This is a genomic window from Sphingomonas sp. SP6 (assembly GCF_058313435.1).
In genome coordinates, this window is the sequence record NZ_JBZFLG010000002.1 from 288,659 (window position 1) to 313,658 (window position 25,000).

19 protein-coding genes and 1 tRNA gene are annotated in these 25,000 nt (G+C 69.4%); 14 read left to right on the forward strand and 6 right to left on the reverse strand.

Annotated features, from left to right (window positions below; all coding sequences use genetic code 11):
• The first annotated feature begins 376 nt into the window (after positions 1–376).
• On the forward strand, positions 377–1,156 hold the full coding sequence (locus AC4GYY_RS07140; RefSeq protein ID WP_491119577.1) for an SDR family oxidoreductase: 780 nt from the start codon (positions 377–379) through the stop codon (positions 1,154–1,156).
• Here the strand turns inward: AC4GYY_RS07140 and AC4GYY_RS07145 are convergent, their stop codons facing one another.
• Positions 1,157–1,651 (reverse strand): MarR family transcriptional regulator, encoded by a 495-nt coding sequence (locus tag AC4GYY_RS07145; RefSeq protein WP_491119578.1) that lies wholly within the window; start codon positions 1,649–1,651, stop codon positions 1,157–1,159. It abuts the gene before it with no gap.
• 150 nt (positions 1,652–1,801) lie between these two features.
• Between AC4GYY_RS07145 and AC4GYY_RS07150 the strand changes: the two genes are divergently transcribed.
• Positions 1,802–3,178, forward strand: coding sequence for a class II 3-deoxy-7-phosphoheptulonate synthase (locus AC4GYY_RS07150; protein ID WP_491119579.1), 1,377 nt, complete (start codon positions 1,802–1,804; stop codon positions 3,176–3,178).
• A gap of 77 nt (positions 3,179–3,255) precedes the next feature.
• Here the strand turns inward: AC4GYY_RS07150 and AC4GYY_RS07155 are convergent, their stop codons facing one another.
• A complete protein-coding gene (locus AC4GYY_RS07155) occupies positions 3,256–4,296 on the reverse strand; it encodes a ferritin-like domain-containing protein (RefSeq protein WP_491119580.1) in 1,041 nt (346 codons plus the stop codon).
• 23 nt (positions 4,297–4,319) lie between these two features.
• Entirely contained in the window at positions 4,320–5,294 is a 975-nt protein-coding gene (locus AC4GYY_RS07160) for a ferritin-like domain-containing protein (RefSeq protein WP_491120227.1), read from the reverse strand.
• 305 nt (positions 5,295–5,599) lie between these two features.
• On the opposite strand from AC4GYY_RS07160, the gene AC4GYY_RS07165 reads away from it, so the two are divergent.
• From AC4GYY_RS07165 to AC4GYY_RS07190, 6 genes are all read left to right on the forward strand, one after another.
• Positions 5,600–6,193: a sigma-70 family RNA polymerase sigma factor gene (locus AC4GYY_RS07165; protein ID WP_491119581.1), complete on the forward strand. Its 594-nt coding sequence runs from the start codon at positions 5,600–5,602 to the stop codon at positions 6,191–6,193.
• Positions 6,194–6,234: 41 nt separating this feature from the next.
• A tRNA-Glu gene (locus AC4GYY_RS07170) sits at positions 6,235–6,309 on the forward strand.
• A gap of 209 nt (positions 6,310–6,518) precedes the next feature.
• On the forward strand, positions 6,519–7,565 hold the full coding sequence (locus tag AC4GYY_RS07175) for a BLUF domain-containing protein (protein WP_491119582.1): 1,047 nt from the start codon (positions 6,519–6,521) through the stop codon (positions 7,563–7,565).
• A 210-nt stretch (positions 7,566–7,775) separates the two neighbouring features.
• Complete coding sequence (locus AC4GYY_RS07180; RefSeq protein WP_491119583.1) at positions 7,776–9,677, forward strand: hypothetical protein; 1,902 nt, start codon at positions 7,776–7,778, stop codon at positions 9,675–9,677.
• A 37-nt stretch (positions 9,678–9,714) separates the two neighbouring features.
• The gene (locus AC4GYY_RS07185; protein WP_491119584.1) at positions 9,715–10,287 is read left to right on the forward strand and encodes a septal ring lytic transglycosylase RlpA family protein; all 573 of its coding nucleotides are present in this window, start codon (positions 9,715–9,717) and stop codon (positions 10,285–10,287) included.
• 241 nt (positions 10,288–10,528) lie between these two features.
• A complete protein-coding gene (locus AC4GYY_RS07190) occupies positions 10,529–12,643 on the forward strand; it encodes a TonB-dependent receptor (protein WP_491119585.1) in 2,115 nt (704 codons plus the stop codon).
• A 15-nt stretch (positions 12,644–12,658) separates the two neighbouring features.
• Here the strand turns inward: AC4GYY_RS07190 and AC4GYY_RS07195 are convergent, their stop codons facing one another.
• Positions 12,659–13,816, reverse strand: a complete 1,158-nt coding sequence (locus tag AC4GYY_RS07195; protein ID WP_491119586.1) for a right-handed parallel beta-helix repeat-containing protein — start codon at positions 13,814–13,816, stop codon at positions 12,659–12,661.
• Positions 13,817–13,906: 90 nt separating this feature from the next.
• On the opposite strand from AC4GYY_RS07195, the gene AC4GYY_RS07200 reads away from it, so the two are divergent.
• On the forward strand, positions 13,907–14,614 hold the full coding sequence (locus tag AC4GYY_RS07200; RefSeq protein WP_491119587.1) for a sulfotransferase domain-containing protein: 708 nt from the start codon (positions 13,907–13,909) through the stop codon (positions 14,612–14,614).
• Positions 14,615–14,767: 153 nt separating this feature from the next.
• Here the strand turns inward: AC4GYY_RS07200 and AC4GYY_RS07205 are convergent, their stop codons facing one another.
• Positions 14,768–15,016, reverse strand: coding sequence for an acyl carrier protein (locus tag AC4GYY_RS07205; protein WP_491119588.1), 249 nt, complete (start codon positions 15,014–15,016; stop codon positions 14,768–14,770).
• A gap of 223 nt (positions 15,017–15,239) precedes the next feature.
• Here AC4GYY_RS07205 and AC4GYY_RS07210 point away from each other — a divergent pair, with 223 nt between their 5' ends.
• The 3 genes from AC4GYY_RS07210 to AC4GYY_RS07220 all read left to right on the forward strand — a co-directional run bounded on the left by AC4GYY_RS07210 (position 15,240) and on the right by AC4GYY_RS07220 (position 19,407).
• Positions 15,240–16,040, forward strand: a complete 801-nt coding sequence (locus AC4GYY_RS07210) for an FkbM family methyltransferase (protein ID WP_491119589.1) — start codon at positions 15,240–15,242, stop codon at positions 16,038–16,040.
• Between the two features lie 119 nt (positions 16,041–16,159).
• Positions 16,160–18,106 carry an HAD-IIIC family phosphatase gene (locus AC4GYY_RS07215; RefSeq protein ID WP_491119590.1) on the forward strand — a complete coding sequence of 649 codons (1,947 nt, stop codon included), beginning with the start codon at positions 16,160–16,162 and terminating at the stop codon, positions 18,104–18,106.
• 32 nt (positions 18,107–18,138) lie between these two features.
• Positions 18,139–19,407: a hypothetical protein gene (locus tag AC4GYY_RS07220; RefSeq protein ID WP_491119591.1), complete on the forward strand. Its 1,269-nt coding sequence runs from the start codon at positions 18,139–18,141 to the stop codon at positions 19,405–19,407.
• A gap of 102 nt (positions 19,408–19,509) precedes the next feature.
• Here the strand turns inward: AC4GYY_RS07220 and AC4GYY_RS07225 are convergent, their stop codons facing one another.
• Positions 19,510–21,576, reverse strand: a complete 2,067-nt coding sequence (locus AC4GYY_RS07225; RefSeq protein WP_491119592.1) for a TonB-dependent receptor — start codon at positions 21,574–21,576, stop codon at positions 19,510–19,512.
• A 201-nt stretch (positions 21,577–21,777) separates the two neighbouring features.
• Here AC4GYY_RS07225 and uvrA point away from each other — a divergent pair, with 201 nt between their 5' ends.
• Complete coding sequence (gene uvrA / locus AC4GYY_RS07230; protein WP_491119593.1) at positions 21,778–24,714, forward strand: excinuclease ABC subunit UvrA; 2,937 nt, start codon at positions 21,778–21,780, stop codon at positions 24,712–24,714.
• Positions 24,711–24,962, forward strand: a complete 252-nt coding sequence (locus AC4GYY_RS07235; protein WP_491119594.1) for a hypothetical protein — start codon at positions 24,711–24,713, stop codon at positions 24,960–24,962. The genes uvrA and AC4GYY_RS07235 overlap by 4 nt, the downstream gene beginning before the upstream one ends.
• Positions 24,963–25,000 lie beyond the last annotated feature (38 nt).

The window sequence follows — 25,000 nt, forward strand, 5'->3', positions numbered from 1 at the left end:
TCGAGCGGATCCACAAGATCGATAAGTATATGCTGAACGGATGTTGGACGCTTTGTTGCTTTAACAAGCGAAAGAGGAAGTTCGGCGATCTCAGATCGCAGATAATCGACGATCTCTTTAGTCCTTTTCTCAAACCAGGCTTGGAGACGGACAATCGAGCGGCTGTCGACAACGGTAAGAATCGTAGATTCGAGCGCGACGCAGCCGGAGATGAAGGCTGACGATTAAGGCCGTGTCCGCCATGCTACTCTCCTCGTAGCGTCGGCTCACCCGGCCGACGGCACGATCCGGCAGAGAAGGTATTCGAGGCGCCCCCCTGCCGACTAGAGCGATTTGCGCGGAGGAATCTGGTGACGACACGAACAGGAGCCTACCCATGGACCTCGGCCTGACCGGCAAGACCGCGATCGTCTGCGCCTCCAGCCACGGGCTGGGCCGCGCCTGCGCGGAGGCGCTCGCCGCCGCGGGGTGCTCGCTGGTCCTGAACGGGCGCGAGGACGCGGCACTCCAGGCCACCGCGCAGGCGATCCGAGACGCGCACGGCGTCCGCGTGGAGACGGTGACGGGCGACGTCGGCGATGCCGGGGTGCAGTCGGCGCTGGTCGCCGCGGCGGGCGCGCCCGACATCCTGGTCAACAACAACGGCGGCCCGCCGCTCCGCGATTTCCGCCAGCTCGACGCGGCGGCGATCCACGCCGGGCTGGGCGCCAACATGGTGGCGCCGATCGCGATGGTGCAGCGGGTCATCGACGGGATGGTCGAGCGAAAGTTCGGACGGATCGTCTGCATCACCTCGGCGTCGGTCAAGGCGCCGACCGCGGGGCTCGACCTGTCGAGCGGGGCGCGGCTCGGGCTCACGGGCTTCCTCGCCGGGGTCGCGCGCCAGGTCGCGCCTGCGAACGTCACGATCAACTTCCTGCTGCCGGGCCTGTTCGCGACCCGCCGGCTGGAGGGCGTCCACGCCTTCGCCGCGAAGGCGCAGGGAGTTGACGCGGCCGAGGCGGAGCGCCGCAGCCGGGACCGCATCCCGGCGAAGCGGTTCGGCGATCCCGCCGAGTTCGGCGCGGCCTGCGCCTTCCTGTGCTCGCGCCAAGCGGGCTATGTCACCGGGCAGAACCTGCTGATCGACGGCGGCGGCTATCCCGGGGTGATGTAGTCAGACGATGCGCTGAACCTCGCGGAAGCGCGCCCGCCCCTCCTCGCCGATCAGTTGCTGGGCGACGATCCAGAACCCCGTCACCGCCTCCGCCCCCGCCGCGGCATAGGCCCGCGCGACATTGTCGTGCAGCTGCTCGAACAATTCGCGCTCCAGCGCCTCGCCGGCGGCGGTCAGCCGCAGCAGCCGCTGGCGACGGTCGCGGTCGCCGGGGCGCTGCTCGGTCAGCCCCTTGCGGATCAGGTCCTTGGCGACGCGACCGAAGGACTGTTTGGTGATGTCGAGCAGCGCCAGCAACTCCGAAACGCTCATGTCCGCCCGCCGCGCGAGGAAATAGAGCACCCGGTGGTGCGCGCGGCCCAGCCCCATCGTGGCCAGCTTCTCGTCGGCGCGCTTCAGGTGCCGCGAGTTGACGAACAGCAGCAGGTCCATTCCCCCGCGGATGGTCTCCTCGCGGAGGAACTGCTCCTTGGGCGGCAGCATAACGTCAGTCATTCTGCCTTGCTGCCGGAGCTTCGATGCGAACGCCAGAGCGGATCGGTGCCGATCCGTCCCGTTTCGGCAAGGCAGCGCGCTTTTCTTTGTTGCCCCGAGCAGGTATCGCGCCGTTCGATTCTTGCTCTTGAATTTCTGATGGAACCGCCGATGGCCGCCCGCTGGGCTCCCGACAGCTGGACCGCGCACGAGGCGCGCCAGCTCCCGACCTACCCCGACGCCGCCGCGCTCGCGGCCGCGACCGACACGCTGCGGGCCTATCCGCCGCTCGTCTTCGCGGGCGAGGCGCGCAATCTAACCGCCGATCTGGCGAAGGTGTCCGAGGGTCGCGCGTTCCTCCTCCAGGGCGGCGACTGCGCCGAGAGCTTCGCCGAGTTCCACCCCGACAACATCCGCGACACCTTCCGCGTCATCCTCCAGATGTCGGTGGTCCTCACCTACGCCTCGAAGCTGCCGGTGGTGAAGCTCGGGCGGATGGCGGGGCAGTTCGCCAAGCCGCGCTCGACCGACGACGAGACGGTGGGCGAGGTGACACTCCCCAGCTACCGCGGCGACAACGTCAACGACATCGCCTTCACCGCGGAAAGCCGCACCCCCGATCCGCAGCGGATGGTCCAGGGGTACAATCAGGCGGCGGCGACGCTCAACCTGCTGCGCGCGTTCAGCCAGGGCGGTTACGCGAACCTCCACCAGGTCCACCGCTGGACGCACGATTTCCTCGGCCGCTCGCCCTGGTCGAAGAAATATGCCGAGACCGCGGACCGGATCGGCGACGCGCTCGAGTTCATGGCGGCCTGCGGGATCGATCCCGAGACGGTGCCCCAGCTCGCGCAGACGCAATTCTACACCAGCCACGAGGCGCTGCTGCTGCCGTTCGAGCAGGCGATGACGCGGCAGGATTCGCTGACCGGCGACTGGTACGACACGTCGGCGCACATGCTGTGGATCGGCGACCGCACCCGGTTCGACGGCTCGGCGCATGTCGAATATCTGCGCGGGATCGGCAACCCGATCGGGCTGAAATGCGGGCCGAGCCTCGAACCCGACCTGCTCCTCCGCCTCCTCGACACGCTCAACCCTGCGCGGACGCCGGGGCGGATGACGCTGATCACCCGCTACGGCTACGACAAGATCGAGGCGGCGCTGCCGCGGCTGGTCCGCGCGGTGAAGCGCGAGGGGCATCCGGTGGTGTGGTCGTGCGATCCGATGCACGGCAACACGATCAAGGCCGCGACCGGCTACAAGACCCGCCCGTTCGACCGTATCCTGGGCGAAGTCCGCGGCTTCTTCGCGGTCCACCGCGCGGAAGGGACCCATGCCGGCGGCATCCACGCCGAGATGACCGGTCGCAACGTCACCGAATGCACCGGCGGCGCAGTCGACGTGACCGAACAGTCGCTCGCCGACCGCTACCACACCCACTGCGATCCTCGCCTCAACGCCGGGCAGAGCCTGGAGCTGGCGTTCCTCCTCGCCGAGATGCTCAACGCCGAGATGAAGCAGCGCCGCCCGGCGGTGGCGGCGTGACGGCGCGGGCCTGACACGCGAACGGGCCGGGGATCGCTCCCCGGCCCGCCCGTTTCCCTCGTCGACTGAGGCTTACGTCAGCTGCCCGCGGCGCTGGCGTTGACGGTCCCGTTCACCCCGTTCGGGAAGAAGCCGCCGCCGACGACGCTCGCCGGATTGAGATAGACGATGTTGAGCACCTGACCGGGGGTGCGCGCGAAGACGAGGCCGTTCGCGTCGGTCGGGACGAGGTTCGCCTTGCCGTCGACGATGATCCCCTGATCGAGATCGCCGGATCCGTCGAGGCTGTCGCGCGCGTCGGAGATCTTGCCCGCCGCGTCGGCGAGGGTCGACGATCCCGATTCGATCCCCTTGGCGTAGAGCACCGTGCGGATCAGCCCGGCATGATAAGCTTCGACGGCGTGGATCCCCGCCGCCGCCTCGATCACCGCGGGCGTCGCGAGATACTGGAGCGCGCCCTTGTATGCGGTCGGCCCGACGTCCTCGAACAGGAACGCCGCGAGCAGGAAGTTCTCGTCGGACGCATACGGATCGAACGTGCCATCCGCCGCGACCAGCCCGGCCGCACGCGCCGCGGCGGTGAACGCCCCGTCGGCGTCGCCGCTGATGTTGAGCGCCGGCCGCGCGACCGCCGCCGCGCCCAGCGCCTGACGCAGGAAGGCGACATGCTGGGTCTCGTCCCGCGCGATCTCCGCCGCATATTGGGCGACGACGCGATCGGTGAAGGTGACCTGGCGACCACCGGTGGTCGCCCCCAGCGTGCCCGTGCCTCTGGCCTGGCTGACCGGAAGACCGTGCCCGCGGACCGCGTAGGAGTAGAACTCCGCCTCGAGATATTCGAGGTTCAGCGCGAAGTTGAGCGCGTCGGCCTCGGTCACCGACGCGCTCGGGGTCGGCGTGGGGGTCGGCGTCGGGGTCGGGGTGGGGGTCGGCGCCGGCGTGGGGGTCGGTGACGGGGTCGGGGTCGACGTGCCGTTGTCGTCGTCGCAGCCGGCGAGCAGCGACATCGCACCTGCCGAGGCGGCGGTCATGCCGGCGTATTTCAGGAACCGGCGGCGCTCGTCGCGACGCCGTGCGCTCGCTTCGAGGACCGCGAGCTGGACGGATTGGTCGATCATGATGTTGCTCCTGCGCTCGCGGGTCAAGCGACCGGGGTGGGCGAAACCGAGGGCGTCGGCGCGGGGCCGCTCTGCGCGCTCGTCTTGATGGCGCCGTTGACGCCGTTCGGGAAGAAGCCGCCCATCGTCACCGCATTGGGGCTGAGGTAGACGATGTTGAGCACCTGGCCGGCCGAGCGGCTGAAGGCGATGCCGTTCGCGTCGACGGGAACGATGTTCGATTCGGTCAGGCCGTTGAACGATCGCGGTCGGATCCCCTGGTCGAGATCGGTGTCGCCGTCCAGGCTGTCGCGCGCGTTGGAGATCGCCACCGTCGCGTTGATCAGCGCCGGGGTGGCGATGCCCTTTCGATAGAGCGTCGTGCGGATGATGGCCGCGTGATAGGCCTCGACCGCCAGGATGCCGGCGGCCGCCTCGAGATAGGCCTTGTTGGTCAGCAGCGGCGCCGCGCCCTTGTAGGCGGTCACGCCCACGTCCTCGAAGATGTAAGAGCCGAGGAGGAAGTTCTCGTCGGACGAATAAGGATTGAACTGGCGACCGGCCGGGATCAGCCCGGCGGCCTGTGCCGCTTTGCTGAACGCGGCGTTCGGCCCGTAGGAGACGTCGATGCGCGGCTGCGCGACCGCTGCCGCACCCAGCGCGGAGCGCAGGAACGCGACGTGCGCGATCTCGTCGGCGGCGATCTCCTGGGCGTAAGCGGCGACGACCGGATCGGTGAAGTTCACCTTCTGGCCGCCATAGGCCTTGCCCGGCGCGCCGGTGCCGCCGGTGAGCGAGGCGTCGAGCGGCGTCCCGTTGACCGCGAACGAGTAGAAGTTCGCCTCGAGATACTCGAGGTTGAGGGCGAAGTTCAGCACGTCCGGATCGGTCAGGCTCTGCGCATTGGCCGCGGAGGAGAAGGCGAAGGCCCCCATGCCCACGGCCCCTGCGCCGAGCGCGGCGGTGAAGAAGGCGCGGCGCGAGTCACGCCGCTCCACGCGCGCATCGAGCGCCTGCATCAGGTCTTCGGTGTCTGCCGTCACAATGACCTCCCTTGGCCGGCTTCGCCCGGCATGCCCTGTTCGTACACCGCGCCGCCGAACAAGATCGGCAGAGCATCGGCTTGTCGGATACGGACGCGGAGGGCCGCCGGATGCGTCCGCGACGCAATTAATTTGCGGGATCCGGCTCGAAATGCGTCGTTCGTACGGAACCGCGCCGGATCGAACCGCCGCCTCGCACGCTGTCGTCCCACTGCCCCGCGCGCGCGACGCTGTGTGGTGGACGGGGAGAAGGCGGTGCAGCGTTGAGCGTCCCGGCAGCCGTGTCCGCCGCCGTCCGGCCGGCGCCGGGTCCGACCGGTGCGCCTTTCCTGCGTCTGGAGAGCGAACTCGAACGCTCGGGCGCAGGAGACCGCCGGGCGTTCGATCAGGTCTACCGCCTGTCGTCGCCGCGGCTGCTGACGATCTGCCTGCATATCCTGCCCCGCCGGCCGGAGGCCGAGGACGCGCTCCAGGACGCCTATCTCACGATCTGGGAGCGCGCCGCACGGTTCGATCGGTCGCGCGGCTCGGCGATCGCCTGGTTGTCGGTGATCACCCGCAACATCGCGATCGATCGTCGCCGCGCCCGCACCCTCCTCCTCCCCACCGGGGACGACGAGGTCGCCGATCCCGCCCCCGCCGCCGATCTCGACCTCATCGCGCGCGAGGACCGGGTGCGCGTCCTCGCCTGTCTGGACGCGCTCGATCCGGTCGAGGCGGGGTTGCTGCGCACGGCCTTCCTTCAGGGGGAGACCTATGCCGCGCTGGCGGGGCGCGAGCGCCTTCCGCTCGGCACCGTCAAGAGCCGCATCCGCCGCGCGCTCCTCAAGATGCGCGACCGGATGGACCGCGACGACCTCGCGCAAGTCGCTTGACGCGCAGCGCCGCCCTGCCTACACGCGCGCCTCCCCCGGACGGCCCCTTCGTCTAGCGGTTAGGACGTCGCCCTCTCACGGCGAAAACACGAGTTCGATTCTCGTAGGGGTCACCACCATCCTGAACCATCGGGAGTGCCGCGGATCGGCTCGCTGTCGCCCGCTCCCACACATTGGCCCGCAGAGTCCGGCAGGCTGATTGACAAGCGTCGCACCATGATCGACGCTGCCGCGCTTCCGGGGTGTTTCCACCGAGGCGACCTGACGACAGCCGATCTCGGCTCCGCCGCGTCCTTGGGCCTCCCGGTCGGGCGAGGAGGATGGGATGCTGACACGAGCGGAACACGCACGCGCGGCTCCGCGCGACTGGATCGCGAGCGTGACCTATCGCAGCGCGGCCGCGCACGCCCCCTCGCCCGCCGATCTGGAGGCGCTGGTCGCCCGTGCGCGATCGCGGAACCACGGGGTGGGCATCACCGGAATGCTGCTCCACGATGGCGGCCGCTACCTGCAGACGCTCGAAGGACCGCCCGACGCACTGGATCAGGTCTGGTCGTCGATCCGGCGCGATCCGCGGCACGGCGACATCGAGGTCCTCAGTCAACACATCGTCCCCGCCCGGCTGTTTTCGGGCTGGGACATGCGGCTCTACAACCGGACCGGCGGACGCGCGAAGCCGAGTCCGGCGAGCGGTGCGGACCCATTGTCGGACCACATCCCCGAAGCGGTCCGGTTCGCGCTCGACGCCGACGATCGGCAGCTCAATGCGCTGATCGCCAAGCTGGTGACGCAGGGGTGGCTCGGCGACGCGCTGGCGACGCACCTTCTGGAGCCGACCGCACGCGCGCTGGGCGATCGCTGGCTCGCGGACGATTGCAGCGAGATCGACCTGACGATCGCGCTCAGCATGTTGCAGCTCGCCGGCCACGCGGTGCATTCGCGGCCGACGCCCGACGGCATCCGGACGAGCCGCTACAGCATCCTGCTCGCCACCGCGCCGGGCGAGCCGCACATGCTCGGCTCGACCCTGCTCGGCGACATGTTCAACGACGCCGGCTGGACCGTCGGCATGACCTTTCCCGAAAATGACGAGGCGCTTGCCCGGCAGGTCCGCGCCGAACGCCCCGACGCCGTGGACATCGCGCTGTCGGATGCGCTGCCGCGCCATCATGCGCTGGGCGCCCTGCGCGAGACGATCGAGCGAAGCCGCGCCGCCGGCGCCGACGAGATGATGGTCGTCTCGGTCGGCGGCCGGCTCTTCGCCGAGGCGGCGGCGACGGCGCGCTCGGTCGGGGCGGATCATGCCCGCACCACCGCCGCGGGCACCGCCATCCGGCTGGCGCGGATCATCGAGCAGCGGCGTCGGGCATAGACAGCACCGCAAGACGCTCCCCGGGAACAGCGACAAGCCGTCGCCGACCGACCAGAGCCGGCAGATGGCCAAGGCGCGGGCGGGCGCGGGCTACCGTGCAGGCGCTCGACGATGACCCGGTCGCCGTCGCCGCGATCCGCCACGGCTCTTTCCTTCCGCCGCGCCTTGCGGCACGTTCGTCCGCGCCGACCGCGGCCGAGGGGACAAGCGATGGAGGGTGCGGGGACAGCTAACCAGCAGACCGCATCGCGCGGCTGGCCCACGCGGCCGCGCGGGTTGCCGTCGCTCGGCGGCGCGCGCGCCTATGTCGCCGGGGCGTTCTATGTCGTGCTGTCGGCGGTGACGCTGGCGGTGGTGGTGGGCACGCTGTGGGCGCAGGTGGCCGACGGGCTGTACAATGCGCCGGCGACGAGCCGCTGGGGTTTTCGCACCGCGACGACCGATACGGGGGTGATCGTCGCCGGCGCGACCCCGGAGGCGCGCGCCGCCGGGGTGCGGCCGTGGGACGTGATCGTCGCCATCGACGGCGCGCCGGTCGGCCCCGCGGCGACCGAGTTCGTGATCGCCGCGCGGCTCGCGCAGGTCGCCGCGCCGACGCTGACGCTGACGGTGAAAGGCGACGACCGCGCGGCGCGCCGGGTGCGGCTGGCGGCGCAGGACGGCGTGTGGTGGCGCGCCGACCCGCTGAGCCGGGCGCCGCTCTGGCTCTACGCCGCGCTGATGATCCTCGCCCAGCCGTCACCCTTCCTGTTCGCGGCGTCGCTGCTGCTGTTCCTTCGCCGCCCGCGGGATCCGGAGGCGATGCTGCTCGCGACCGCCTTCCTGATGGTCAACTACACCCCGGACCTGTTGTGGTGGGTCGACGCGGTCGGGCTGTCGCGCAACACGCTGGCGAACCTGGGGACCGCCGGCTGGCTGCTGACCTTCGTCGGCATGGCGGGCTTCCCCGACGGGCGGTTCGTCAGCGCCCCCGCCCGCGTGACCGTGATCGCCGCGGTGGCGCTGGAGGCGACGGTCCTCGCGCTGCGGGTGCGTTTCGCCGGGGTCATACCCGGCCATGTCGCGGCGGGCGTGTCGGCGGCGACGGGGGTGATCGCGCTGCTGGCGGGCGTGGCGGTGCTGCTCCGCTTCCGCGCGCTGCCGATCGGCCCGGAGCGCCAGCAGATCAAATGGGCGGTCGGCGGCTTCGCGATCACCGCGCTGAGCGCGCCGCTGGTCCTCTTCGTCGATCCGTCGACCGCGCTGATGTCCGGCAATCCCTGGCTGTTCGTGGCGTATCAGCTCGCGGCGCTGGCGATGATGGGCGGGTTCGCGCTGGGGCTGCTGATCTCGCTGCTCGGCTACCGGCTGTACGACGCCGAGGCGGCGCTGGCGAAAAGCCTGGCCTATGGCGCGCTGTCGCTGGCGCTGGTCGGAGTGTTCGCGGCGTCGGAGAAGATCGTCGAGCTGGTCGCCGGGATGGCGCTCGGCGCGAGGCAGGGGGCGGTGTCGGGGGTGATCGGCGCGGCGCTGGCCGCGATCCTGATCGGCCCGCTCCACCACCGCGTGATGCACTGGGCCGAGCACCGCTTCCAGCGCCGGCTGATCCGCCTGCGCGCCGGGCTGCCGGCGACGATGGAGGACCTGCGCGAGACCGAGGCGCTGCCCGCGATCGGCGCGGCGGCGGCGCGCGCGGTGGCGGAGGCGGTGCGCGCCGAGGCGACGGCGGTACTCGCGGGCGGGGAGGTGATCGGCGCGCACGCGGTCGCGGCCGATGCGGTGGCGGCGTGGCGCGACGGCTGGCGCCCGCCGACCGAGCGGGTGGCGATCGACTGCGACGCCGGGGACGCGCTGTTCCCGCTCCGCGTGGCGCTGATCGGCGGCGAGGGGCACGCACCGATCGGCTGGCTGCTGCTCGGTGCCCGTCCCGACGGCAGCCTGCCCGGCCGGGCCGAGCGCGCGGCGCTCACCGATATCGCCCCGCCGATCGCGCGCGCGATCGAGACGGTGCGCCGCCGCGACGCGCGCGAACGCGCGCACGAGCAGCGGATCGACACGCTCGAGGCGCGGCTGGCGCGCGCGCTGACCGCGCTGGAGGGGGCCGCCCGCGGCGGCCCGGCGGCGGCGACGTGAGCCGGCGGGCCGCGCCGCCGTGCGGGAGCCCGGCGCGGTGACGGTCGACCTCCGCCGCCCGATCGTCGCGGCCGCGCTGCTCGCGGTGTCCGGCTGCGCGTCCGACGCGCCCGTGCGCGACGCGCCCGTCAAGATCGGGCGGCCGTACACCGTGCGCGGCGTCACCTACACGCCCGCCGCCGACCCCGCCTATGACGTGCTCGGCTATGCCAGCTGGTACGGCAAGGAGTCGGGGAACCGCGCGGCGAACGGGGAGCGGTTCCGGGCGAAGGCGATCGCGGGCGCGCATCCGACGCTGCCGCTGCCGAGCTATGTCGAGGTGACCTCGCTGGAAAGCGGGCGGACGATCCTGGTGCGGCTGAACGATCGCGGGCCGTTCGCGCGGGGGCGGGTGATCGACCTGTCGCGCGGGGCGGCGGCGCTGCTGGGCGCACGGCCGGCGGGGACGATCCCGGTGCGCGTCCGCGCGGTGATCCCGCCCGAGCGCGACCGCGCCCGTCTGCGCGCCGGCAAGCCCGCGCCCGAACGCCCGCGGGTCGGCACGGCCGCGCTCGCGAACCTGCGCGCGCAACTCGCCGCCGGCGAGCGCGCGGGGGTGGTGCGGCGGTAGCGAGCGCACCGGCGAATCGAGTCTTCGTGCTGCTCGTCGCGGAGCACGAGACCGAGGCGGTCCCCGTCCACGGCCGCCCGGCCGCAGGCTTTGGCGACCGAGACGGTGTCGACCGCCCGCCCCGCCCGCGCGTCGGGATTTGGGAAATCGACATGGCGGATCGGAGAAGCGGGTTGTCAGAGGCGTGTTAGCGACTTAGGGCAGCAAAACGATAACAGTTGTAGTCGTACGGGAGAGCGGCGTGACGGGCGATTGGAAACGGGGGCTGGGCGCGTTCGCGCTGATCGCGGGCGGACCGGCGCTGGCGCAGACCGCCACCCCCTCCCCCGCGTCGCCGCCCGGCGCGACCGACGGCGCGCAGCCCGCCGCGGCGCCGGGCCGCGCGACCGGGCGGCGGACCTACGACGCGGCCTATTTCGCGCAATTCTCCCCGTCGAGCGCGCTCCAGATCGCCGAGCGCGTCCCCGGCTTCGCGATCGAGGACGTCGATCCCTCGGTGCGCGGGTTCGCGCAGACCGCCGGCAACGTCGTTATCAACGGCCAGCGGCCGTCGATCAAGAGCGACACGGTGCAGACGATCCTCCAGCGCATTCCGGCCAATCGCGTGCTGCGGGTCGAGGTCGGCCCCGGCGACCTCTACGGCGCCGATTATGCGGGCAAGTCGCAGGTGATGAACCTGGTGCTGACCGCCGCCGGCGGCGCGACGACCAATCTGGAGGCCGGCCTGCGCCGCGACTTCACCGGCAAATTGTTCCCCCAAGGCAGCGTTTCGACCCTGGTGCGGCGCGGTCCGTCGACCTTCAACGCATCGCTCACCGTGCAGAGCCAGGCGTCGACCGAGGAGGGCTACGACCGCGTCACCGCGCTCCCGTCCGGCGATCCGGTCGAGTTCCGGCGCAAGACCAACCGGATCGAGGAGCCGGCCGGGACCGTCAGCGCATCGTGGGATTACAACGGCGGCACGAACAGGACCGCCCACGTCAATATCCGCACCGCGATCGACCGCTTCGCGCTGACCCAGTCGAACCACGTCACCCCGGTGGGCGAGGCGGAGCGCGACGACCGGCTGACCCAGCGCTACCTGACCCACGAGGTCGAGCTGGGCGGCGACGTGACGCGGCCGCTGGCGGGCGGCGGCGTCAAGCTCGTGGCGCTGGCGACGCGCCGCTACCGCGACTTCCGCGATCTGTCGTACAACCGCAGCGACGGCGGCGAGGTGGTGCTCGGCGGCGACGCGCAGCGGCTCAAGAGCAGCTATGCCGAGACGCTCGCACGGCTGACCTGGAGCCGGAGCGGGTGGAACGGCTGGTCGGTGGAGACGGGCGCGGAAGGCGTCGTCAACCGGCTCGCCAGCGATACCGACCTGAGCCAGCTCAACGCCGACGGCTCGACCACCCCGCTCGACCTGCCGATCGCGCACGCGGTGGTCGAGGAGTGGCGCGGCGAGGCGTTCGTCAACGCCGGACATGCGCTGACCGCCGACCTGCGCGCCGACGGCTCGCTGACCTACGAGGCTTCGCGGCTGACGGTGCGCGGGGACGCCAGGGCCGAGCGGACGCTGACCTTCCTCAAGCCCCGTCTCGTGCTCGACTGGAAGCTCGGCAAGTGGCGCGCGCAGGCGACGCTGCAACGCACCGTCGCGCAGCTCCAGTTTGAGGATTTCGTCGGCAACGCCGAGCTGGCGAACGACCGCGTCAACGGCGGCAACGCCAATCTGGTGCCGCAGCGCGCGTGGGAATCGCTGGTCACGCTCGAACGCCCGATCCTGAAGGACGGGTTGTTCCGCATCGAGGCCGGCTACAATCGCGTCTCCCTGGTGCAAGACCGAATCCCCACCGAGGACGGGCTCGACGCGCCGGGCAATCTGGGGACCGGCTCGACCTGGATCCTGCGCAGCCGGGTCGAGGCGCCGCTGTCGCGCTTCGGGCTGAAGGGCGTGCGAGCGATCCTCTACGGATCGTACGTGAAGGGATCGGTCGAGGACCCGTACACGCACGAGCAGCGCGCCTTTTCCGGCAATTCGGACTTCTACGGCACCGCGACGATCCGGCAGGACCTGACGCATTTCGCCTGGGGGGTGACGCTGGAGGGGAGCACGCCCAGCACCTTCTTCCGCCTGAACGAGCTCGACACGAGCAGGAACGGCTTCCCCTATCTGACGGCCTTCGTCGAATGGCGGCCGAACCCGCGGACGACGCTGAACCTGACGCTCGACAATGCGGCGGGCATCCCCGGCTACCGCGAGCGGACCTTCTTCGACCCCGACCGGCGAACGCCCGACCCGAGCCTGTTCGAATACCGCGTCCGCAACAAGCACGTCGTGCCGATGCTGACGTTCAAGAAGACGCTGGGGTGAGCGATCGCGGCGCCATTACGACCCGCCGCGAGCCCGCATTTCGGACTTGCCCATCGCCTTTCTGACGATCGGTGCGCGCGTCAGCACGTTCCCCTCGATCGTGACGTTGGGCGAGGCGACCAGCAGGATGCCGCGATTGGCGTCGCTGATCCGGTTGTTGCGGATGATCCCGCTCGCGTGATCGAAATTGATCGGATCGTCGCCAAGCCCGTCGAATCGATTGTTCTGGACCAGGTGTCCCGACGTCTCTCGATCGGGCGAACCGATCTGCGGTCCTCCGCCGCTCGTCGCCGCGAAGAACGGAACGCCGTTGATTGGCGCGGGACGGGTGACGACGCAGCCGTCGATCGTCACGCGGTCGACGCCGATGAACTTGCCGCGCGCGTCATTGATCCAGCGAACGCGCCGGAACGCGATGTCGCTGCCGTTGGCGAAGCGATAGGTCTGCCCGCCGGACTTCGACTTGATCGTCAGATAGTCGCCGGGACGGATCGAGATCGTGCTGCGCGCGGAAATGGTGAGCCGCCAGAGGTTCGGGCGGCCGGAAACGGGGGTCGCCCCGGTCCAGCGCATATGGCTGTCCGCCCCGCGGATCTGCGGCCCCGTCGCGGTCATCGCATAGGGCTTGAGCCACCAACGCTTGAGGCCCTCGGCATTCGCGCCGGACGACATCGCCGTCAACTGCCCAGGCGTCGGGAACCCGGCCGGAACATCGACGACGAGCGCGCTCGGCTCGACCGCAACAACGCGACCCTGCGACATCTCGATCCGGCGCTGCATCAGCGTGAAGTCGGCGAAGGTCACGCAGCTGGTGCGACGCCCCAGGATGCCGCGCCCGTCATCGCTCTTGACGACGGTGGTCTTGTCCATGCCCGCGCCCGCGATCGTCAGCGTCCCGGGACAGGCGTTGACGTCGCTGACATCAATTATCGCTTCCGCGCTCGCCTGACCCCTCGACAGGTCGATCGTGCCGATCGGAAGGCGCAGCGTGACAGTCGCGCCGCGATGCTGAGCGAGATACCGCTGCGCGTCGGCGATTGCGGCGGCGAGCGAGGCACGGCTGACGTTGGCCAACGGCCGTTCGATCGCGCCGCCAGGTGCCGATTCGAGCGCCGAACTGGGTGCGGCGACCGCGACTAGAGCTACAAGCGCGAGCGGTGACTTGATCAACATCGTTGCTCCCTCGGTTAGGTCGGAGATCCGTAAAGGGGGTGGTCTGAATGGCGGTTGACTCGATTCTACCCCTGCGATACCCGCCCCGGCATGCTCACGTGGATGGCTTCGTTCCCTCGGTCGGGAAGCTCGCTTACGCAGCAAGTCCTTTGGCAATGCTTCGGCAAGAACATCGCCCGCGCCAAAAAGATCAAGGTCAACGCCGCGGTCGAACAGCATATCGGCCCCGATTATTACTCCGAGGGTTTGACGCTCGCACAGATTGCGGAGCGAGCTCGGCAGGAGGAGGGCCGGGTGATCGTCAAGACTCATGCGCTGCCCGAGGGCAGCGAGCCCGCGATCATGATCGTCCGCGACGGGCGCGCGGTGCTGTCGTCGTTCAAGCGCCGGCAGAACGATCTGGCGGGAAAGCCAGCGACGCTGGAGGAGATGATCCGCGGCAAAAAGGGCAGCTGGTCCGAGTATGTCAACGCCTGGCTTGATGCCCCGGTCGACAAGATCCTGCTGCGATACGAGAAACTTCGGATCGGTGATCCCGACGAGCTCAAGAAGCTCGGCAGTTTCATCGGCATGCCTCAGATCGCTCCGTTCAAGAACGTGGCCGAAGAGATGCGCGCAGCCCTTCCGCTTCACGTCCAAGTCGCGGACAATGGTCCCGGGATCGAAGAGGTCGAGCGGGAGCACGGCGACCTGTTTTGGGAGCTTCACGGCGCCACGATGGCGCGGCTAGGTTACGCTCGCGATCCCGCGCAATCTGATCTCGATCTCGATCCTATCCCGACCGGCGTCGTCGCGTAAGGGCAGCTTCGCGAGATCGGGTCGATAAGTCACGACCACCCGCAGGAGTGATGTCGTACCGGAGCGGCGTTCTCGTTCGCGCAGAGGTTAAGTGCGCGATATCGGCGCCCTTCCAAGTCTTGGTCGCGAGGTTCCGCTTCGCCAGGCTATCCGTCAGGGTGCGTTTACCTTCGCCTGGATCAGGTCGACGAACTTCCCCACATCCTCGGGCGCCGCCGCCTCTTCAGCGGTGAAGCGGATGCCGAGTTCGCCCTCGAGCGCGATGATCAGCTTGATGTGTGCAATGCTGTCCCAGCCGTCAAGATCATCGGCCGTGGTGCTGTCTTCCAGCGTCACGGCATCCATGTCGAGGACATCGGCGAGCAATTCGGAAAGACGCGAGTAGATTTCCTGCCGGTCCAAACGATCTCTCCGCCTTCGTCGCTGAGGAATGGCGGCGCGTTACGGCATCCTCCGGTCCGCGGTCAACCGTGCGGGGCGGCGCAGGCGCAGGCGCCGGAGTCGGTGCGCCGGTCCGACGCTGGACACGATTCCGGGCCTGTGTTAGCCGCGCCTCCGACCACCGCCGGTCTTCATGCGCGCCTCACGCCCGCCAGACCGTTCCGCCAAGGTCTTTGGGGACGTGATGTCAGAGAACGCCAAGAGGACGCTGCCGAACGGCTTGGTGATCGCCGAGATCAACAAGTATGAGACTCAGTTCCTTTACAAGGAGATCTTCGCGGACCAGGCATATCTCCGTAACGGGATCGATATCAGGCCTGGCGAAGTGGTGTTCGACGTGGGCGCCAATATCGGCTTGTTCGCGCTCTTCTGTCTCGAGCGAGCGGACGACGTGAGCGTGGTCTCCTACGAACCGGCGCCGAACTGCCTGGCCTGTTTGAAGGAGAACCTTTCCGATTACCAGCACCGGACTCGCATCAGAGACGTTGCGGTCAGCGATGCCGAGGCGGAGTTGGAGTTCACTTATTACCCGAACTATTCCATTATGAGCGGCACCATGGCCGACGAAGCCCAGGATCTCGAAATCCTGAAAAAAGGTGCGATCCATCAGCTCGGGCCGCAGGCATCCCCCGAAACCGCCGAGCGGATGGCCGAGATGCTGGTCGGCAACAAGATGAGCGACGCGATCAGATTCCCCTGTCGCGCGGTCACCCTGTCGGACGAGATCGACGTGCTGAAAGTCGAGCGGATCGGTCTGCTCAAGGTCGACATCGAGAAGGCCGAGGGTCTGGCGCTCGCGGGGATCGAAGACCGCCACTGGCCGCTGATCCGGCAAGTGGTCGTCGAGGCGCACGACCTGGGCGCGGGCGAGCACCTGGCCATCATCGACGTGCTGAAGGCGAAGGGCTTCGACGTGGTCGTCGACAGTTCCGACAACCTCAGCGAAAGCGACATCTACAACGTCTACGCGAAGCGAAGCGATTGAGGCGCGGCGGCTCTGCGGAACGGATTGAAAGGCTGGATTCGCAGAGTTGTTTCTGACAGTCGCGGGGGGTGGTCTGCGGGGCTGCCGGTCCTGCAAACGCCAAGCTTGAGAGAGATACCGTGCACTTCCCGCTTCTCGACCTTCCGTGGCTCGTCCCTGCTCCGGCCGATTTCTCCAGCCGCAGCCGCGCGTTCGGCGCCGGCGAGGGGACGCTCCAGGGCGAAGGACAGAGGCTCGCCGGCTTCGCGCTCGACAACCGGCTGTCGGCGTCGCTCAGCCGGGCGATCGGCAAGCGGGCGAAGACCGCCGACGCGGCGCGGGACGGGCTGGCGCGGTTCAAGCTGGGCGTGGTGGCGAGCGGCACCGCCGACATCCTGATCGATTGCCTGCCCGCCGCGGCGCTGCGCCACGGCGTCGTGCTGAGCGTGGACAACGCGCCCTACGATCAGATCCTCCAGCAGGCGCTCGATCCGTCGTCGCAGACCAACCGCGGCGGATACGACGGCGTCCTGCTCCGCGTCGACCATCGCTGGCTCCAGCTCGATCGGCCGCAGCTCGGGCAGGATGAGGGCGAGCTGATCGCGCAGGCGATCGGGCGCGTGCGCGACGCGGTGGACGGCTTCGCGGCGAACTCGGGCGCCGCGGTGATCGTCGAGACCGTGCCGGTCCCGCCGGTCGGCCTGTTCGGCAGCTACGACCGGCTGGCGAAGGGCAGCGTGCGGCGGCTGATCGACGGGTATAACGACGCGCTGATCGCGCTGGTCGCCGAGAAGGCCCTCCAGCTGCTCGACACCGCGACGCTCGCCGAGCGGGTCGGGACCGAGGCCTGGTTCGATCCGACCGCGTGGAACGCCTACAAGCTGCCGTTCACCGCGCTCGCCAACCCGGTTTACGCCGACCTGCTCGGCCGGCTGATCGGGGCGATGCGCGGCAAGGCGCGCAAGTGCCTGGTGCTCGATCTCGACAATACGCTGTGGGGCGGAGTGATCGGCGACGACGGGCTGGGCGGGATCAAGATCGGCCAGGGCAGCGCGGTCGGCGAGGCGCACCTTTCGGTCCAGCAGCTCGCGTTCGACCTGCGCGAGCGCGGGGTGATCCTGGCGGTCAGCTCGAAGAACGAGGACGAGACCGCGCGCGGCCCCTTCCGCGACCATGCCGACATGCTGCTGCGCGAGGAGCATATCAGTGTCTTCCAGGCGAACTGGCTCGACAAGGCGAGCAACCTCGAGGCGATCGCCAAGCAGCTCAACATCGGGCTCGACGCGCTCGTCTTCCTCGACGACAATCCCGCCGAGCGCGCGCAGCTGCGCGCCGCGCTGCCGATGGTCGCGATCCCCGAGCTGCCGATCGATCCGGCGCTGTTCCCGACCTATCTCGCCGCGGCGGGCTATTTCGAGGCGATCGCCTTCACCGACGACGATCGCAAGCGGATGCAGACCTATGCCTCGAACGCGCAGCGCGCGGCGGTGCAGAGCCAGTTCCGTGACCTGGGCGACTATCTCCGCGCGCTCGACATGGTGCTGACCGCGGGGCCGTTCGACGCGCAGAACCGCGCGCGAATCACTCAGCTGGCGAACAAGACCAACCAGTTCAACCTGACGACCCGGCGCTACACCGAGAAGGAGATCGAGGCGTTCGAGCGCGATCCCGGGGTGTTCACGCTACAGGTGCGGCTCGCCGACAAGTTCGGCGACTTCGGGATGATCGCCGAGATCGTCGCCAAGCCCGCCGGCCACGCGACCTGGGAGATCGACACCTGGCTGATGAGCTGCCGGGTGCTGGGCCGCAAGGTCGAGGAGGCGATGCTGGCCGAGTTGGTCGCGGCCGCGAAAGTGGCCGGGATCGAGCGGATCATCGGCGTCTATCGGGCGACGCCCAAGAACAATATGGTCGCCGATCACTATGCCAAGCTCGGCTTCGCGCCGGCCGATCCGGGCGAGGATGGCGAGGCGGTGTTCGTCCTCGATGTCGCCGCGTGCCGTCCGCCGTTGCTCCCCATGCAGATTCATCGCTTAGACGAGCCGCGCTCGCGTGATCGTCACGAGCCCGTCGCCACCGCCGCCTGATCGAAGCCCGCAGGACAGAGACTCGACGCTTTATGGCCAAGATCAAACCGGAGCGCGAACGCGCTGAACGTCCCAACTTTGATCCGGAGGGCGCGATCCGCCGCCTGATCCGCGGCGGCGCCGACGCCCCGGACGCGGGGGGGCGGCTGTCGAAGGCCATCCGCACCGCGCGGAACAATGGCAAGGAGCGGGAGATGGTCGCGGCGTTGCTGGACCTCGACCTTGCGTTCTTCAAGAGCATCGACGTTCTGGAGACCGTGCTGTTGCTCGCCGGGCAGTTCGGCCGCGCGGAGGAGTTCGCCGACAAGTTCGACGGCTTCCGCGAGGCTGGCGTCGCTCCGCCGCGCTGGACGCTGAGCACCAAGAAGAAGGCGATCCGCAAACGGACGGATGCCGGACAGGTGAGCCGCGACATCTTCAAGCGGCTGGTCGCTCTGAAATACGTCAACAGTCCGCCGTCGTTCGACACGCTCAAGGAGGCGGCCGACTTCTTCGCGCCCCGGATCGACCTTCCCGATCCCTTGGTCGATCGCCTGTTCGCTGCGCGGACCGATCAGGCGATCGACAGGGAGGAGTTCCAGCGGCGCCTGCGAGAGGGCTTCGCCTTCGAGCACATCCTGACCGACTTGCACGGGCAGGAAGACAAGAAGCTGGACATCCCCGCGATCAGCCCTGACGCCAAGCTTTGGCACGAGGGTTCGCTCGTGGCGCCGACGGAGAGCGGCGACAAAAAGCCTCGGCCGAGGCTGTTCCTCACCTTCCATGGCGCGATGTTTCTATACTCCAAAGTCTGGTATAATCGGGTTTTCCCCGAAGGGATGCGGATCGGCACCAAGATGACCGAACGAGGACCATCATCGGCGATGAACCCGAATGGTGCGCTTCTCGAGGCTTATCGGGCGCTCGTCGGCGGCGCGCCGATGCTGCTCACGGCCGATTCGCCGTTGGGCAACGCCAAGAACCATCTGACGGTGCTGGGCGGTGAACTGGCGGTCGCCGATGGCTTCGTGTTTCTAGCTTTCGAGGCGCGTGCCGACGTTTATTGGATCATCGTCGTCGCAGAGGACGGTCACCTCAGGCCGCGCATCGTCAAGGGACCGGGGCGGGAGCGCGGCGAGAAGATGCCTGCCTACCGCGACCGCCTGATCGCATTCGTCAACCAGCAGATCACCGAATATGTGACAGGTGATCCGTCGCAGATCTGGCTCTCGTCGAAATGGCGGGAGTTGCTGTCCGGCGGCCGCGAGGCGGCCAAGGAGCGCGGCGGCACACCCGATCTCCAAAGCCCGCTTGAGGGCTGATCGCGGCGCGCAAGAGCAGGATTGTCCCCAAACCGCCCTAGCTTCGCTTCGCCGCTATGGTGCGCCTCCGCCCAGCGCCCGCTGACCACGCAGGCGCCCGCCTCACCCCCGCAGCCGCACCCCGATCCACAGCGTGCGCGGAGTCGCGAGCTCATAGATGCCCTGGCCGCTGACTCCCGCCTCGACGCGCTCGTCCGCCAGGTTCTCGGCCCGCGCCTCGATCGCCAGCCCGCGCGCGATCGGCAGGGCGAGATCGGCGTCGATCGTGGTCGCCGGGGCGAGGGTGCGGGTGTTCTGGTCGTCCTCGAACTGGCCGGCGGTGTAGCGCACCGTCGTCGACGCCGTCGCCGCGCCCCGGCGCCAGCCGATCGTCGCCGACACCGCGTCGCGTGGGGTCTGCGCCGGCCGCAGCCCGTCGAGCGCGACGGCCGCGCCCGAGGCCTCGACCCGCGGGTCGACGTGGCTCCATGAAGCCTGGGCGAAGACCGGCCCGGTGGCGTAGCGCGCGTCGATCTCGACCCCGGTCGAGCGGATCGCGTCGAGGTTCCGGCGGACGCGGTAGATGCCGGCGACGAAGCCGACGCCGGGGAACACGCCCGGCCCCTGCCCGGCGGTGACGTTCGAGATCGCGTCGGCCAGCCGGTTCCAGAAGACGGTCGCCGCCAGGGACGCGCCCGCGACGGGGATGAGCGTGACCCCGCCGTCGACTCCGGTCAGCCGCTCGGGCGCGAGCGCGGCGTTGGCGGCGGTCGCGTCCGCGCCGACGCGAAAGGGACGGTAGAGCTCGTTGAGGGTCGGCAGCCGCCAGCCGCGATAACCCGACGCGCGCAGGGTCACCGCGGACGTCGGCGACCAGGCCAGCCCCGCCCGGCCGGTCGCTTCGGCGCCGTTCCGCGCGGGATAGGCGAGATCGGTGAGGAACGCGCCGGTCGCGATCGTCGTCTCGCGCAGTTCGCCGTCGGCGATCCGCCACCAGTCGACGCGACCGCCCAGCGTCAGCGTCCAGCGGCCGAGCTCCGCGCTCGCGTCCGCGAACAGCCCGGCGGTACGGGTGGTCCCGCCGGCGACGCGGCGGCGGGTCGGCGCGCCGCCCACGAAGGTGTAGAGCTCCTGCGTCTTTCCGCCGACCGCCCGCACGTCGCCGCCGAGTCGCAGGTCCAGCCCCGTCCCGAGCGGGGGCGACACCTCGACGCGCGCGCCGAGCCCGGTCGCGGGCGTGTTGTACTGGTCGAGCGTCTCGGTCGCGGCGGTACGGGCGGCGTCGATGCTCGCGAACTGCGAGGCGAAGGCGCGGGTCTGGACGTAGCCGAGCGCCGACCAGCCCCATTCGCCGCGGCCCACCAGCCGGACGCTCGCATCCGCGCCTTCGCTGCGGTTGGCGGTGAAGTCCGTGCCGCGATCGCGCCGGTCGGTGAAGGCGGCGACGTTGGCCTGGAGCTCGGTGTCGCCGCCCAGCGCGATCACGCCGCGCATCGCGCCCGAAGCCTGCTCGTAGGGCGCGGGGCGATCGACCGGGCCGCGATCCTCCGGCGCGGTCGGCGTGAAGCCGTCACCGCGGGCATAGGCCCCGGACAGGGTCGCGAAGCCGACTCCGCGCGCCAGCGTCGCCGAGCCCTGCGCATCGATCGAGGCGCGGCTGCCGTAGGCGACGCTCGCCAGCAGCGGGTCGCGCGTGGCCGGCGCGGCGCTCTCCAGCTCGACGGTGCCGGCGAGCGCGCCCGGGCCGAAATAGCCGCTGCCGCCGCCGTGGGTGACCCGGATGGCGCCGATCCGGTCGGTCGCATAAGCGGGAAAGGCGACCCACCCGCCGAACGGATCGGCCTGCGGCACGCCGTCGAGGATCAGCAGCGCCCGGCTCGAGGCGTTGCCGCCGATCCCGCGGAGCGAGATCCCCTGGCTGGTCGGGTTGGCGGAGCGCGAGTCCGAGCGGCGGAACTGCTGGAGCCCGGCGACGTCGGCGAGCACGCTCTCCAGTCGGTCGCTCGCGTTCTCGGCGATCCGCCGCGCGTCGATCGTCACCACCGACGCGGCCTTGTCGCCGGGACGGGCGGCGAGTCCCTGTCCCGTGACGACGACCTCGGGGATCGCCGGCGCGGCCGTTTCCTGCGCGAGGGCCGGGGCGCTGCCGCTCGCAAGCAGGAAGACGAAGGCGTGGCGGCGAAGGGTCATGGGGGCTCCTCGGGGCGAAGCAGCGCGATAGGGGTGCGGCGGCGCCCGCGCCAGCGACGTCGTCGAGGACGGCTCTACGCTATCGGAAAGTCCAACGTTGCCGTCCGCGTCGGCGGTCGGGGCTCGACCCTCGCATCGCTCGCATTCGCCCCTTATCTGCAACTCTAGCCTCCCGTTCAGAACAGAAGTAGAACCGCGCTTATGCTGACCCACATCTCCGTCCGCGGCGCGCGCGAGCACAATCTCAAGGGCGTGGACGTGGACATCCCGCGCGATACGCTGACGGTGATCACCGGCCTCTCCGGCTCGGGCAAGTCGAGCCTCGCCTTCGACACCATCTATGCCGAGGGGCAGCGGCGCTACGTCGAATCGCTCAGCGCCTACGCCCGCCAGTTCCTCGAGCTGATGCAGAAGCCCGACGTCGATCATATCGAGGGCCTCTCCCCCGCGATCTCGATCGAGCAGAAGACGACCAGCCGCAACCCGCGCTCGACCGTCGCGACGGTGACCGAGATCTACGACTACATGCGCCTGCTGTGGGCGCGCGTCGGCGTCCCTTACTCCCCCGCGACCGGGCTGCCGATCGCGGCGCAGACGGTCAGCCAGATGGTCGACCGCGTTCTGGCGCTGCCCGAGGGGACCCGCCTCCTCCTGCTCGCCCCCGTCGTCCGCGGCCGCAAGGGCGAGTTCCGCCGCGAGCTGCTCGAATGGCAGAAGGCCGGCTTCACCCGCGTCCGCATCAACGGCGAGGTCCACGAGATCGAGGACGCGCCCGCGCTCGACAAGAAGTACAAGCACGACGTCGAGGTCGTGGTCGACCGCCTCGTCGTCGGCCCCACCATCGCGACGCGCCTCGCCGACAGCTTCGAGACCGCGCTCAAGCTGGCGGACGGGCTCGCCTTTGTCGACCTCGTCGACACCACCGTGGCGGAGGCGACCGAGACCACCCCCCACGTCCGAGCCGCAGAGATCGGGCCGGGCGGCGCGATGAAGGGCGCCGGCGTCCCCGACAACCGCATCGTCTTCTCCGAGAAGTTCGCCTGCCCCGTCAGCGGCTTCACCATCGCCGAGGTCGAGCCGCGGCTGTTCTCCTTCAACGCCCCGCAGGGCGCCTGCCCCGCCTGCGACGGGCTCGGCGAGAAACTGATCTTCGACGAGGACATGGTCGTCCCCAACCACGATCTCAGCCTCAAGAAGGGCGCGGTCGTCCCCTGGGCGAAGTCGCAGCCGCCCTCGCCTTATTACATGCAGGTGCTCGGCTCCCTCGCCCGCGAGTTCGGCTTCAGCCTCGATACCGCGTGGAAGGACCTTCCGCCCGAGGTGAAGCTCGTCATCCTCCACGGCACCGGCGGCAAGCCCGTCACGCTCACCTTCGTCGACGGCAAGAAATCGTACGACGTGAAGAAGCCGTTCGAGGGCGTGATCGGCAACCTCAACCGCCGCCTGCTCCAGACCGAGAGCGCGTGGATGCGCGAGGAGCTGGGCAAGTACCAGTCCCCCCAGCCGTGCGAGGTCTGCCACGGCGCGCGGCTCAAGCCCGAGGCGCTGGCGGTCAAGGTGGCGATGCAGGACATCAGCCACGCGACCCACCTCTCCGTGGTCGATGCGCTCGCCTTCTTCACCGACCTGCCGCAGCACCTGGGTGCGCAGCAGCAGGAGATCGCCCGCGCGATCCTCAAGGAGATCGTCGAGCGGCTCGGCTTCCTCAACAACGTCGGGCTCGATTACCTCAACCTCGATCGCACCAGCGGCACGCTGTCGGGCGGCGAGAGCCAACGCATCCGCCTCGCCTCGCAGATCGGCTCAGGCCTGTCGGGCGTGCTCTACGTCCTCGACGAGCCCTCGATCGGCCTCCACCAGCGCGACAACGACATGCTGCTGAAGACGCTGCGGCGTCTGCGCGATCTCGGCAACACCGTGCTGGTGGTCGAGCATGACGAGGACGCGATCCGCACCGCCGATTACGTCATCGACATGGGGCCGGGCGCGGGCGTCCACGGCGGCGAGGTCGTCGCCCGCGGCACCGTCGCCGAGCTGCTCGCCAGCGAAGGCAGCGTCACCGCCGATTACTTGAACGGCACCCGCGCCGTCCCCGTGCCCACGAAGCGCCGCAAGGGCAACGGCAAGAAGGTGACCGTCCAGAACGCCACCGCCAACAATTTGAAGGGCGTCACCGCGTCGATCCCGCTCGGCACCTTCACCTGCATCACCGGCGTCTCGGGATCGGGCAAGTCCTCGCTCACGCTCGACACGCTCTACGCCGCCGCCGCGCGCGAATTGAACGGCGCGCGGATGCTTGCGGGCAAGCACGAGAAGATCACCGGCCTCCAATATCTCGACAAGGTCATCGACATCGATCAGTCGCCGATCGGCCGCACCCCGCGATCGAACCCCGCGACCTACACCGGCGCCTTCACCCAGATCCGCGACTGGTTCGCGGGCCTCCCCGAGAGCCAGGCGCGCGGCTACAAGCCCGGGCGGTTCAGCTTCAATGTCAAGGGCGGGCGGTGCGAGGCGTGCCAGGGCGACGGCGTGCTCAAGATCGAGATGCACTTCCTCCCCGACGTCTACGTCCAGTGCGACGTCTGCCACGGCAAGCGCTACAACCGCGAGACGCTGGAGGTCCACTTCAAGGGCCTGAGCATCGCCGACGTCCTCGACATGACGTGCGAGGACGCCGCCGAGTTCTTCAAGGCCGTGCCGCCCATCCGCGACAAGATGGCGATGCTGGTCGAGGTCGGCCTCGGCTACGTCAAGGTCGGCCAGCAGGCGACGACGCTCAGCGGCGGCGAGGCGCAGCGCGTCAAGCTGGCGAAGGAACTCGCCAGGCGGGCGACCGGCAACACTTTGTATATTCTGGACGAGCCCACCACCGGGTTGCATTTCGAGGACGTCCGCAAGCTGCTCGAGGTCCTCCACGCGCTGGTCGAACAGGGCAACACGGTCATTGTCATCGAGCACAACCTCGATGTCATCAAGACAGCAGATTGGGTGCTCGACCTTGGCCCAGAGGGAGGGATCAAGGGCGGCGAGATCGTAGCCCAAGGCACCCCCGAGCAGATCGTCAAAGAGCCGCGATCGTTCACCGGGCAGTACCTCAAGCCGCTCTTGATCGCTCCCGCCCAGGCGGCCGAATGACAATGACCGAGTGGTGGTGCCCGCAGGGCGAACAGTCCGGGGGACTGTTCGATCGAGCACATGCGAAGCACGACGTCATCAAGACCGCCGACTGGGTGATCGACCTCGGCCCCGAAGGCGGGGTCAAGGGCGGCGAGATCGTCGCGGTCGGCACCCCGGAGCAGGTGGTGAAGGAGAAGCGCAGCTTCACCGGGCGGTATCTGGCGCCGCTATTGGGGAAGGGACGAGAGGCGGTGGCGGCGGAGTGAACTTCATAGAGCGGGCATGTTACGATGCTGAAGCGTCA

What these genes read in the sequence shown, in the direction of transcription:
- AC4GYY_RS07140 (WP_491119577.1), top strand. Translation starts at nt 377, where the DNA reads ATGGACCTCGGCCTGACCGGCAAGACCGCGATCGTCTGCGCCTCCAGC.
- AC4GYY_RS07145 (WP_491119578.1), bottom strand. Translation starts at nt 1,651, where the DNA reads ATGACTGACGTTATGCTGCCGCCCAAGGAGCAGTTCCTCCGCGAGGAG.
- AC4GYY_RS07150 (WP_491119579.1), top strand. Translation starts at nt 1,802, where the DNA reads ATGGCCGCCCGCTGGGCTCCCGACAGCTGGACCGCGCACGAGGCGCGC.
- AC4GYY_RS07155 (WP_491119580.1), bottom strand. Translation starts at nt 4,296, where the DNA reads ATGATCGACCAATCCGTCCAGCTCGCGGTCCTCGAAGCGAGCGCACGG.
- AC4GYY_RS07160 (WP_491120227.1), bottom strand. Translation starts at nt 5,294, where the DNA reads ATGCAGGCGCTCGATGCGCGCGTGGAGCGGCGTGACTCGCGCCGCGCC.
- AC4GYY_RS07175 (WP_491119582.1), top strand. Translation starts at nt 6,519, where the DNA reads ATGCTGACACGAGCGGAACACGCACGCGCGGCTCCGCGCGACTGGATC.
- AC4GYY_RS07180 (WP_491119583.1), top strand. Translation starts at nt 7,776, where the DNA reads ATGGAGGGTGCGGGGACAGCTAACCAGCAGACCGCATCGCGCGGCTGG.
- AC4GYY_RS07195 (WP_491119586.1), bottom strand. Translation starts at nt 13,816, where the DNA reads ATGTTGATCAAGTCACCGCTCGCGCTTGTAGCTCTAGTCGCGGTCGCC.
- AC4GYY_RS07200 (WP_491119587.1), top strand. Translation starts at nt 13,907, where the DNA reads ATGCTCACGTGGATGGCTTCGTTCCCTCGGTCGGGAAGCTCGCTTACG.
- AC4GYY_RS07210 (WP_491119589.1), top strand. Translation starts at nt 15,240, where the DNA reads ATGTCAGAGAACGCCAAGAGGACGCTGCCGAACGGCTTGGTGATCGCC.
- AC4GYY_RS07220 (WP_491119591.1), top strand. Translation starts at nt 18,139, where the DNA reads ATGGCCAAGATCAAACCGGAGCGCGAACGCGCTGAACGTCCCAACTTT.
- AC4GYY_RS07225 (WP_491119592.1), bottom strand. Translation starts at nt 21,576, where the DNA reads ATGACCCTTCGCCGCCACGCCTTCGTCTTCCTGCTTGCGAGCGGCAGC.
- uvrA (WP_491119593.1), top strand. Translation starts at nt 21,778, where the DNA reads ATGCTGACCCACATCTCCGTCCGCGGCGCGCGCGAGCACAATCTCAAG.
- AC4GYY_RS07235 (WP_491119594.1), top strand. Translation starts at nt 24,711, where the DNA reads ATGACAATGACCGAGTGGTGGTGCCCGCAGGGCGAACAGTCCGGGGGA.